Origin of the sequence: Halalkalibacter alkaliphilus, assembly GCF_023555415.1 — a bacterium.
GTDB lineage: Bacteria > Bacillota > Bacilli > Bacillales > Bacillaceae_D > Halalkalibacter > Halalkalibacter alkaliphilus.
This window is the reverse complement of the sequence record NZ_JAKRYL010000026.1, coordinates 1-11492: the sequence shown is the minus strand read 5'-3', so window position 1 is coordinate 11492 and position 11492 is coordinate 1. Positions and strand designations below refer to the sequence as shown.

Here is an 11492-nt window from a genome sequence, read left to right as displayed (position 1 = left end):
TGTCATATTGGCATCCTCTTTTTGTTTCGCTGTGGGACAATCTGCAAGTCCAAATGGAAGCATAAAAATGTTGCTTGTTTTATAATGAACATTGGTAAATTAAAATTGGTCTGTCTGTTATTGTGTTGATTTGCACAAAATAGGAGAGATAGCCTTTAGTATAGAGAGAAGTTGGCGGTGAGTACATATGATAATGGTAGTAGATGTAGGAAATACAAACATCGTACTAGGTGTCTATAAGGGGAAAGAGTTACGCTATCATTGGCGAATTGCAACAAGTAGGCAAAAGACAGAAGATGAGTGGGCCATGTCATTAAAAGGGTTATTCGAACATGAAAAATTATCGTTTGGAGAAATAGAGGGAATTATTATTTCTTCAGTCGTTCCCCCGATCATGTACACGTTAGAACTAATGTGTAAAAAGTATTTCGGCATTAAACCAATGGTCATTGGTCCGGGTATTAAGACTGGCTTAAATGTTAAATATGACAATCCAAAAGAAGTAGGCGCGGATCGAATTGTGAATGCAGTTGCAGCTATTCACCTTTATGGCAGTCCGCTTATCGTTGTTGACTTTGGTACAGCGACGACATATTGCTACATTAATGAGGATAGACAATATATGGGTGGAGCTATCTCACCAGGGATTTCAATTTCAACAGAAGCATTATATACAAGAGCATCGAAATTACCAAGAATTGAAATAGCAAAGCCAAAGAATATACTTGGAACAAATACTGTCCACGCGATGCAAGCGGGAATATTTTACGGTTATGTAGGCCAAGTAGACGGTATTGTTAACAGAATGAAAGCCCAAGCTAGTACGGTTCCAACAGTCATTGCAACAGGGGGAATGGCTTCATTAATAGCCTCGGAAACAGAGACTATTGATGTAGTCGAACCGTACTTAACGCTAAAAGGGTTACAAATGATTTACGAAAAAAATGCTTAAAAAAGAAGGGAAATATGATTATGGAAGATTATTTAATTAAAGCTATTGGATTTGAAGGAAAAGTAAGAGCGTACTCATTAGTTGCAACAAATATGGTCAATGAAGCAGTTAGACGGCAAGGAACATGGCCTACAGCGTCCGCTGCCTTAGGTCGTGCGATGATGGCCAGTACGATGATGGCAACGATGCTAAAGGGTAATTCAAAGCTAACGGTCAAAATTGAAGGGAAAGGTCCAATCGGGGCGATCGTGATTGATGCTAATACAAAAGGCGAGACAAGAGGGTATGTAACAAATCCGCAAACTCACTTCGACTTAAATAGCCAAGGAAAACTGGATGTTGCGCGTGCTGTTGGTACAGATGGGTTTCTTTCCGTTGTAAAAGATTTAGGATTAAAAGAGAATTTCACAGGTAGTGTACCCCTCGTCTCAGGTGAACTAGGAGAAGATTTTACGTATTATTTTGCATCGTCTGAACAAACGCCATCCTCTGTTGGTGTAGGAGTGCTTGTTAACCCGGATAATTCGATTTTAGCAGCAGGTGGATTTATCATTCAAATCATGCCGGGAGCTGATGATCAAATAATTGATGAGATTGAAAAACGTCTTTCCTCGATCCCTCCGATTTCAAAGCTGGTAGAGGCTGGCATGCCGCCAGAAGAAATGCTTTATGCACTACTTGGTGATGACAATGTGAAAATCCTTGATAAGTTACCAATTGCATTTAAATGCCAATGTTCGAAAGAGCGAGTTGAAAATGCCATTATCAGTTTAGGGAAAGACGAAATTCAGGCGATGATTGATGAAGATGGAGGTGCAGAAACCGTTTGTCATTTCTGTAACGAAGTGTATAAATTAACAGCTGAGGAATTAAAAGAATTATTAGAGCAAGCATAAAACAACTAATAAACCTCACCTGAAAAAAATAGGGAAATTGTAACATGTTGATTGACTTATCAGAAAACGTCTGATACTATAATCTTAATAAAACCAATAAAGTTACTAGGGATTGAGGAGGCGTCATTTATGACAGTTGTAAATTCAGTTACAGAACTTATCGGCCAAACACCATTAGTTAAATTAAATCGTCTTGTATCAGATAAGCATGCAGATGTTTATTTGAAATTAGAGTATATGAATCCAGGAAGCAGTGTTAAAGATCGTATTGCGCTTGCAATGATTGAAGCGGCAGAAAAGGCTGGCGTGTTAAAGCCTGGAGTTACAATCGTTGAACCTACTAGTGGGAACACAGGGATTGGACTTGCGATGGTTGCAGCAGCAAAAGGGTATAAAGCAAAATTAGTTATGCCTGAGACAATGAGTATGGAGCGTCGTAACTTATTACGTGCTTATGGTGCGGAGCTAGTATTAACTCCAGGACCAGAAGGTATGGGTGGAGCGATTCGCAAAGCGACAGAACTTGCGAAAGAAGAAGGTCACTTTATGCCGCAACAATTTGAAAACGAAGCAAACCCTGAGATTCACCGTAATACAACAGGAAAAGAGCTTCTTGAGCAAGTTGACGGACAAATTGATGGATTTGTTTCTGGTATTGGGACAGGTGGAACAATCACAGGTGCAGGTGGGGTACTAAAAGAAAACTTCCCGAATCTTCACATTGCAGCAGTTGAGCCACAAGATTCCCCAATTCTTTCAGGTGGTAACCCTGGACCTCATAAAATCCAAGGGATCGGTGCCGGATTTGTACCGAAAATCTTAGATACAGATATTTACGATTCAGTTATTCAAGTTTCAACTGAACAAGCGTTTGAATATGCACGTGCTGCAGCGCGTGAAGAAGGAATCCTAGGTGGAATTTCTTCTGGTGCAGCGATCTATGCAGCTCTTCAGCTTGCTGAGAAGCTTGGACCAGGTAAGAAAGTAGTAGCAATTATTCCTTCAAACGGTGAGCGTTACTTAAGTACACCACTATATCAATTTGAAGACTAATGTATAGCGAAAAAGACTATGAGGGTAGGCCTCATAGTCTTTTTGTGTTGATTAAAGTGCATTGAATTGCATTTGGGGGGAACGATAAGAGTTGATTAGAATGTGAAAGGAGCATACGAAAAGTGAGTGAAATTATTGTTATTTTGCTTAGGACAATTGTAGTGTTTATCATCATTCTAACGTTTTTTAGATTTATGGGAAAAAAGGAATTAGGAGAATTAAGTTTACTAGATATTATCGTTTCTCTTATGATCGCAGAGCTTGCCGTTATTGCTATTGAAGATCCAGAAGTTTCAATGGCGAGGGGGTTAGCTCCTATTTTCTTATTAATCCTAATTCAAGTAATACTCACAACAGTGAGCTTAAAAGATCAACGATTTAGGGATCTCATTGAGGGTCGACCAGTCATGATTATAGAAAAAGGCAAGATCAATCAAACAAATATGAGAAAGCAGAGATACAACCTTGATGATGTCTTATTCCAACTTAGAGAAAAAGGAATTTCTGATATTAGACAGGTTGATTTTGCTATTTTAGAAAGGTCAGGAAACTTATCAATTTTCCGGAAAGAAGATACGAGTTCTGTCTTCACTCTCCCGTTAATCCAAGATGGTGTTATCCAAGACGATCACTTAAAGGTCATTGAAAAAACAAAAGAGTGGTTGTTATCGGAATTAGCAAAAAGAGGGTATGAACAAATTAAAGATATTTTTTATTGTAGCTACATGAAAGGGGAGTTTTTTATAGAAGAGAAAGATAAGAGAACTGTTGGCAAGTGATTTGTGAAATTGTGAAATTGTTAGAGTCTGTCCAAAAAGAGAGAAATCACCCCTTTTTGGACAGACTCTTTAATAATTTGTTTTTACCTCTCTTAAGTTCTCATGTAGAATAGACAAAAAGGAAATCGAGACGGGAGTGAAGGCATTGCAGAATAAGACGAAATCATTAAACCGGACAAGCAGAGTGAAGTCTTTCTCTCTTAGTCAAGAAAAGTGGTTTGAAAGTTACCAGACATTAGCAGCAAGTGAACCTCAACATGTTCTATTAGAGAGTGGAAGAGGGGGACGTTATCATATTATCGGACTAAGACCATTTGCAACGATTTCTGGAAAAGGACAGACGTTGTCTTTTGAAAAGGGTGGGCACATTGAAACGAAAAAAGGGCCGTTACTTGAAAGTTTAAAAGAAGTTCTTGCGCCATATACTCAAGAGACAATTCCGGAACTTCCTCCTTTTCAAGGTGGAGCGATTGGGTATTTTTCATATGATATTGTCCGGGAAATCGAAAACATACCGGAAATAGGGGAAGATGACTTAGCATTACCTGATTTATATTTTATGCTTTTTAACGAAGTGTTTGTTTATGATAATGACAAAGAAGTCATGTGGGTCATCGTTCATGGACAAAAGCATGAGGGTGAGATGCTAGAGAAGAAAGTAGAACAATATACAAAGCAGTGGAAAGTAGCTAACGAGAAGGAAGTTGTACGAAGCAGGAAGAAGAAGGAGAGAGCAACTACTGTTCAGTCTTCCTTAACTGAAGATGCTTTCTGTGAAGCTGTTGAAAAGATTAAGAAATATATAGCGGCAGGAGATGTCTTTCAAGTTAACTTATCGGTAAGGCAATCAAAAGAAATGGTAACTGAACCGTTTCATGTGTATGAAGTATTACGAAAGTTAAATCCATCTCCATATATGAGCTATTTTCAAACCCCTCAATTTCAGTTTGTAAGTGCCTCACCTGAACTATTGGTTAAAAAAAATGGTTCAGAGTTAAGTACAAGACCGATCGCTGGGACTCGTTCACGAGGAAAGGACGAGGAGGAAGACCAACAGCTAGCTGAGACATTAATTAATAATGAAAAGGAACGCGCTGAACACGTTATGCTCGTTGACTTAGAAAGAAATGATTTAGGTCGTGTTTCTGCTTATGGAACAGTAGAAGTCGATGAGTTGATGGTGATTGAAAAGTACTCACATGTGATGCATATTGTGTCCAATGTAAAAGGGACGTTATCGGATAAACATGACCTTTATGATGTCATTCGGGCAACGTTTCCAGGAGGGACGATTACAGGTGCACCGAAAGTGAGAACGATGGAAATTATAGAAGAGCTTGAACCTGTGCGAAGAGGCATTTATACTGGATCTATAGGCTGGATCGGATTTGATGAGAATATGGAGTTAAACATTGCTATTCGCACAATGGTTTGCAAAAATGGAAAAGCCCACGTACAGGCTGGTGCTGGCGTTGTCATTGATTCCATTGCAGCTAATGAATACAAAGAGTCATTAAAGAAAGCTAGAGCACTTTGGCATGCGCTAGAGACTAGTGAAGAAGAGTTGAGTGAAGATATTGTCAGTTTGAGTTGAGGAGGAGTTTTTAATGATATTAATGATTGATAATTATGATTCTTTTACGTACAATTTGGTTCAATATTTAGGGGAAATGGGGCATGAATTAGTTGTTAAACGTAATGATCAAATTACGTTAGAGGAAATTGAAGAACTCTCCCCTGATTTTATTATGATTTCACCAGGACCTAAAAGTCCAAACGAAGCAGGGGTAAGTTTAGATACGATTAAGCATTTTGCTGGAAAAATCCCGATCTTTGGGGTTTGTCTTGGGCATCAATCGATTGCTCAAGTTTTCGGAGGAGACGTCATTCGTGCTGAACGCTTGATGCACGGGAAAACGTCAGATATTACTCATAACAATGAAACCATTTTTAAGGGGCTGCCTTCCCCACTGACGGCAACAAGGTATCATTCGCTTATTGTAAAGAAAGAGACGCTGCCAGATTGTTTTGTTATAACAGCTGAGACAGATGAAGGTGAAATTATGGCCATTCGCCACCGAGACTTGCCGATAGAAGGGGTTCAATTTCATCCAGAGTCAATTATGACAGCAGAAGGCAAGCAGCTCTTGAGGAATTTTCTAGAAACGTATGGCAAGGAGAAATCAACGTGTTCGTCTATATAAATGGTCAGATTGTAAGCAAGGAGCAGGCGGTAATTTCAGCTTTTGACCATGGATATATGTACGGTCTAGGTCTGTTTGAAACGTTTCGCGTTGATGATGGTCATCCATTTTTATTGGATGACCATTTTCGGCGTTTACAGGCCGGCTTGCAGATGTTAGGAATAAGTTGGTCGATGGAGCGGGAAGTTGTTTTAGAGATTATTCAAAGGTTGCTTTTGGCAAATAACTTACAGAGTGCGTATGTAAGGTGGAATGTATCAGCTGGCCCACAAGATCTTGGTTTGTATACAGGACAGTATGAGGAGCCAACGGTCATTGTTTATATGAAGCCGCTCCCTTTAAGTCAAGTAAATTCGAAGCGAGCGAAAGTAGTAACTATTAAGAGAAATACTCCAGAAGGATCAATGCGGTTAAAGTCACATCATTATTTGAATAATGTTTTGGCAAAACGTGAATTAGGCGATGATAATACAGTGGAAGGGATCTTTTTAACTGAGGATGGGTTTGTTGCAGAGGGAGTGGTTTCCAATCTCTTTTGGGTGAAAAACCAAGTTGTTTATACACCGTCCATTAAGACAGGGATTTTAAATGGGATTACGAGACAGTTTATTCTTGCTGTATTAGAGGAAAAAGGCATTTCGTATGAGCAGGGTTTTTATCGTTTGGACGATGTAATGAATGCAGATGAGGCATTTATAACAAACTCGATACAAGAAGTTGTACCCTTGTCCTCTTTTAACGGAAAGAAGTATAAAGGGGAATCGATTTTAACTGAACAATTAAAGCGAGCGTTTCATATTTATCGGAAGCAGCTTTGGAGTAGAGCGGACCTTAAAGGAGGAAGCGAATGAGTAAGGACTTAGAGAGTAAGCGTACACGTATAATGGGGATATTAAATGTCACGCCAGATTCATTTTCGGATGGGGGCAAATATACAGATGTAGAACTTGCTGTTGAACGTTGTAAGAAACTTGTTGAAGATGGTGCTGATATCATTGACATCGGTGGTGAATCGACGAGACCAGGAGCTAAGCAAGTTGAGGTAGGAGAAGAAATAAGGCGAGTCATTCCTATTATTGAAGCAGTTGCAAAGGAAATCAATGTCCCGATATCGATTGATACATACAAAGCAGAGGTAGCCAAGCTTGCGATTGAAGCAGGGGCCGATATTATTAATGACGTCTGGGGAGCGAAATGGGACAAGGATATGGCAAAAGTCGCTGCGGATTATAAAGTTCCGATTATCTTGATGCATAATCGGAATGATCCAACTTATCGCAATCTCATGAAAGATGTTATTCATGATTTAGAAGAAAGTATTTCTATATGTTTACGTGCTGGTGTTTCAAAAGAAAACATTATACTAGATCCTGGCATTGGTTTTGCTAAAAGTCATGAGGAAAATCTAGAAGTGATGAGAAACTTAGATTTAATTGTAAAAATGGGATATGAGGTACTGCTCGGTACTTCTAGGAAGTCTTTAATTGCTAAAACATTAAATCTCCCGGTTGATGAGCGAGTAGAAGGGACAGGAGCAACGGTTTGTTTTGGGATTATGAAGGGATGTCAAATTATGCGCGTACACGATGTGAAGGAAATGTCTCGGATGGCAACCATGATGGATGCTTTAGTAGGTGGGAGTGTAAGCGATGGATAAAATTTATATGAATCAGCTAACTTTTTACGGCTATCATGGTGTTTTTCAAGAAGAAAACAAATTAGGTCAGCGATTTATTGTGGATTTAATTTTATGTGTAGACTTAAAAAAAGCAGGAACAACAGATGATCTTCAAACGACCATTAATTATGGTGATGCCTACAAAAGAGTTAAGGATGTAGTGGAGGGAAAACCCTACAAGCTTGTTGAATCGGTTGCAGAAACGATTGCGAGTGATTTACTAAGCGCCTATGAAATGTTACAGGAAATTACAGTGAAAGTGATAAAACCGGATCCGCCGATTCCAGGACATTATCATTCTGTTGCTGTAGAAATAACGAGGTCAAGATCATGAAGCATGACGTATATATCGCATTAGGGTCAAATATTGGTGATAGAGCTGACCACTTGGAAAAGGCCATACAGTTGCTGAAGAGTCGAGAAGATATTCAACTAATTACACGTTCGTCGATTTATGAAACAGATCCAGTTGGGTACGTAAATCAGCAATCGTTTTTGAATATGGTCGTGCATATAAGAACAACAAAGTCAGCAAGGGAAATATTGGAAGTTACTCAGTCAATTGAGCATCGCTGTGGGCGTGAGAGAGATATCAGATGGGGACCTCGAACAATAGATCTTGACATTTTACTGTATGGCGAAGAGAATATGATGTTGGAGAACCTAATTATCCCCCACCCAAGGATGTGGGAAAGGGCATTTGTGATTGTCCCACTTATGGAAATTCATCCGACTCTATACGCAGAGCACCTTGAACAAACAATTCAAGAGATATATGATGAACTACCAGATAAAGAAGGGGTAAGAAAATGGAATCCACAAACTATGGCAAAAAAATAAGAGCTTACCGAAAGCTCAAAGGATATACGCAACAAGAATTTGCAAAACAAGTAGGGATGTCTGTGTCTGTTTTAGGTGATATCGAGAGAGGCAATAGGCAGCCAAATGATACAATGCTAGAACAGATGGCGAAAGTATTAAATATATCAAAGTTTCAATTGCTATAAAAGTAGAACCGTTTTTTGGAGGTGAAAGGTATGTTAAAGATCGGGAACATTGAAATGAAAAATCAAGTTGTGCTTGCACCAATGGCCGGTGTTTGTAATCCAGCCTTCCGATTAATCGCAAAAGAATTTGGCGCTGGTTTAGTCTGTGCAGAGATGGTTAGTGATAAGGCGATTTTACATGGAAATGAGAAATCGCTAAGCATGTTATATGTTGATGAACGTGAGAAGCCATTAAGTTTACAAATTTTTGGCGGTGAAAAAGAAACATTAGTAGAGGCTGCTAAGTTCGTTGATAAAAACACGAATGCAGATATTATTGATATTAACATGGGATGCCCAGTGCCCAAAATCACAAAATGTGATGCTGGTGCAAGATGGTTGCTTGATCCAAACAAGATTTATGAAATGGTTGCAGCGACAGTAGACGCAGTAGATAAGCCTGTAACAGTTAAAATGCGTATCGGTTGGGATTCTGATCATGTCTATGCTGTAGAAAATGCCCGTGCAGTTGAACGTGCAGGAGGTAGTGCAGTGGCTGTGCATGGTCGTACACGAGTTCAAATGTATGAGGGTAAAGCTGATTGGAATATTATTAAAGATGTAAAAGACTCTGTGAACATTCCTGTTATCGGAAATGGAGATGTAACGACTCCGCAAGAGGCACGTCGTATGTTAGATGAGGCGGGTGTTGATGGCGTTATGATTGGACGCGCAGCGCTAGGGAACCCATGGATGCTTTATCAAACGATACAATACTTGGAGAATGGTACACTTGCTGATGAACCAACTCCACGTGAAAAAATTGATGTGTGCATGATTCATTTAGATCGCCTTATCAAATTAAAGGGCGAACATGTTGCTGTTCGTGAAATGCGTAAGCATGCAGCGTGGTATTTAAAAGGGATGCGCGGAAGCGGTCGAGTGCGTGATAAAATTAATAGCTTTGAATCAAGAGATGATGTAGCAAAAACTCTTTATGCATTTGTAGATGAGTTAGAAGCTCAAGTGGCTGAGGAATCAACTGCTGTTTGACTTTTCTAATAGACTTCACTATAATTCGTTTGTAATTATTAAACTGTCAGTGTGATACGCTGGCAGTTTTTCTACATATAAAAACAGACAAAATAGGCTAAAATGATTGATGATAGAGGAGATGATGTATATGACTCAAGAGCTTGAGTTAAATGATCAGCTAGCTGTACGTAGAGACAAGCTGGCAAAACTACAAGAACAAGGACAAGATCCTTTTGGTGGACGTTTTGAGCGCTCTCATACGGCAACTTCAATGAGCGGGGCATACGGTGAACAAACAAAGGAAGAACTAGATGAGGCAGGTCATGAAGTGACTCTTGCTGGACGAATTATGACAAAGCGCGGAAAAGGAAAAGCGGGATTTGCCCATATTCAAGATTTAACAGGGCAAGTGCAAATCTACGTTCGGAAAGATGCAGTTGGTGATGAGCAATATGATTTGTTCAATACAATCGATATTGGTGATCTTGTAGGTGTAACGGGTACGGCGTTTAAGACAAAGGTAGGAGAGCTTTCTATTAAGGTTACCGATTTTCAGTTGCTTTCTAAATCACTAAGACCGTTACCTGATAAATTCCATGGATTAAAAGATATCGAACAGCGCTATCGTCAACGTTATGTCGACCTCATTGTTAATCCAGAGGTGAGAGATACGTTTGTATTACGCAGTAAAATTTTGCAATCTATGCGTCGTTATTTAGATTCAAAAGGATATTTGGAGGTAGAAACTCCGACAATGCATTCAATCGCAGGGGGAGCTTCAGCTCGTCCGTTTGTCACTCATCACAATGCATTAGATATGACTCTTTATATGCGAATTGCCATTGAGCTGCATTTAAAGAGACTTATTGTTGGTGGTTTAGAAAAAGTTTATGAGATTGGTCGTGTGTTCCGTAATGAGGGGGTATCAACTCGCCATAACCCTGAATTCACAATGATTGAGCTGTATGAGGCATATGCTGACTACAATGACATAATGGAATTAACGGAGGAATTAGTTGCTCACATTGCTAGAGAAGTACTTGGAACAACTAAGGTTACTTATGGTGAATATGAAGTGGATCTAGAGCCAAAGTGGAAACGAGTTCACATGGTTGATGCTATTAAAGAGAAGACTGGCGTGGATTTCTGGAAGGAAATGACGGATGAAGAGGCGCGTGCAATTGCGAAGGAACATAATGTACACGTGAAAGAAACAATGACATATGGACATGTTGTTAATGAGTTCTTTGAGCACTTTGTCGAAGAGGATTTAATCCAGCCGACATTTATTTATGGCCATCCTTTAGCTATTTCGCCATTGGCTAAAAAAAATCCAGAGGACCCTCGTTTTACGGATCGTTTCGAATTGTTTATTGTTGGCCGTGAGCATGCTAATGCATTTACGGAGTTAAATGATCCAATTGATCAACGTGAACGTTTCGAACAGCAGCTGGTTGAACGTGAGCAAGGAGATGATGAGGCTCATATGATGGATGAAGATTTCGTTGAAGCCCTTGAGTATGGTATGCCTCCGACGGGTGGTCTTGGAATTGGGATCGACCGTCTAGTTATGCTATTGACGAATTCTCCTTCAATACGAGACGTTCTTTTATTCCCGCAAATGCGTCACCGTGAGCAAGGAGAGTAAATGCTCTAGTTTTCTTTTGAAAACGGGATAGTTAAAAGGGGCATGGTTCTAGTGAAATATTTAGCTTGGATTCATGCCTCTTACTTATTTTTGAGCTTCTTTCGGATATTTAATTTAAATATTTTTTTAAAAAGGGTTGCAATAAAAATACAGGGATGTTATATTATTTCTTGTCGCCAAGACGACTTAAAGAAATTCAAAAACAAGTTGACATTACAATTTGGTTTTGTTATGATACAAAAGTCGCCATGAGACGACACG

General features: G+C 39.4%; 13 protein-coding genes. All 13 read left to right on the top strand.

What is annotated here, in order from left to right:
• The first annotated feature begins 187 nt into the window (after positions 1-187).
• Positions 188-952, top strand: a complete 765-nt coding sequence (locus MF646_RS19205; protein WP_250098117.1) for a type III pantothenate kinase — start codon at positions 188-190, stop codon at positions 950-952.
• 20 nt (positions 953-972) lie between these two features.
• Entirely contained in the window at positions 973-1848 is an 876-nt protein-coding gene (gene hslO / locus MF646_RS19200) for an Hsp33 family molecular chaperone HslO (protein WP_250098159.1), read from the top strand.
• Between the two features lie 129 nt (positions 1849-1977).
• Positions 1978-2901, top strand: coding sequence for a cysteine synthase A (gene cysK / locus MF646_RS19195; RefSeq protein ID WP_250098116.1), 924 nt, complete (start codon positions 1978-1980; stop codon positions 2899-2901).
• 122 nt (positions 2902-3023) lie between these two features.
• Positions 3024-3680: a DUF421 domain-containing protein gene (locus MF646_RS19190; protein WP_250098115.1), complete on the top strand. Its 657-nt coding sequence runs from the start codon at positions 3024-3026 to the stop codon at positions 3678-3680.
• Between the two features lie 145 nt (positions 3681-3825).
• The gene (gene pabB, locus MF646_RS19185) at positions 3826-5274 is read left to right on the top strand and encodes an aminodeoxychorismate synthase, component I (RefSeq protein WP_250098114.1); all 1449 of its coding nucleotides are present in this window, start codon (positions 3826-3828) and stop codon (positions 5272-5274) included.
• 13 nt (positions 5275-5287) lie between these two features.
• Positions 5288-5884, top strand: a complete 597-nt coding sequence (pabA, locus tag MF646_RS19180) for an aminodeoxychorismate/anthranilate synthase component II (protein ID WP_250098113.1) — start codon at positions 5288-5290, stop codon at positions 5882-5884.
• Positions 5869-6735, top strand: coding sequence for an aminodeoxychorismate lyase (gene pabC, locus MF646_RS19175; RefSeq protein ID WP_250098112.1), 867 nt, complete (start codon positions 5869-5871; stop codon positions 6733-6735). Before pabA ends, pabC begins: the two co-directional genes overlap by 16 nt.
• Entirely contained in the window at positions 6732-7541 is an 810-nt protein-coding gene (gene folP, locus MF646_RS19170; RefSeq protein WP_250098111.1) for a dihydropteroate synthase, read from the top strand. The genes pabC and folP overlap by 4 nt, the downstream gene beginning before the upstream one ends.
• Entirely contained in the window at positions 7534-7896 is a 363-nt protein-coding gene (gene folB / locus MF646_RS19165; RefSeq protein WP_250098110.1) for a dihydroneopterin aldolase, read from the top strand. Before folP ends, folB begins: the two co-directional genes overlap by 8 nt.
• A complete protein-coding gene (gene folK, locus MF646_RS19160; protein WP_250098109.1) occupies positions 7893-8402 on the top strand; it encodes a 2-amino-4-hydroxy-6-hydroxymethyldihydropteridine diphosphokinase in 510 nt (169 codons plus the stop codon). Before folB ends, folK begins: the two co-directional genes overlap by 4 nt.
• Positions 8372-8569 (top strand): helix-turn-helix domain-containing protein, encoded by a 198-nt coding sequence (locus MF646_RS19155; RefSeq protein ID WP_250098108.1) that lies wholly within the window; start codon positions 8372-8374, stop codon positions 8567-8569. The genes folK and MF646_RS19155 overlap by 31 nt, the downstream gene beginning before the upstream one ends.
• Positions 8570-8599: 30 nt before the next feature.
• Entirely contained in the window at positions 8600-9601 is a 1002-nt protein-coding gene (gene dusB / locus MF646_RS19150; RefSeq protein ID WP_250098107.1) for a tRNA dihydrouridine synthase DusB, read from the top strand.
• 130 nt (positions 9602-9731) lie between these two features.
• Entirely contained in the window at positions 9732-11231 is a 1500-nt protein-coding gene (lysS, locus tag MF646_RS19145; protein WP_250098106.1) for a lysine--tRNA ligase, read from the top strand.
• Positions 11232-11492: the final 261 nt, after the last annotated feature.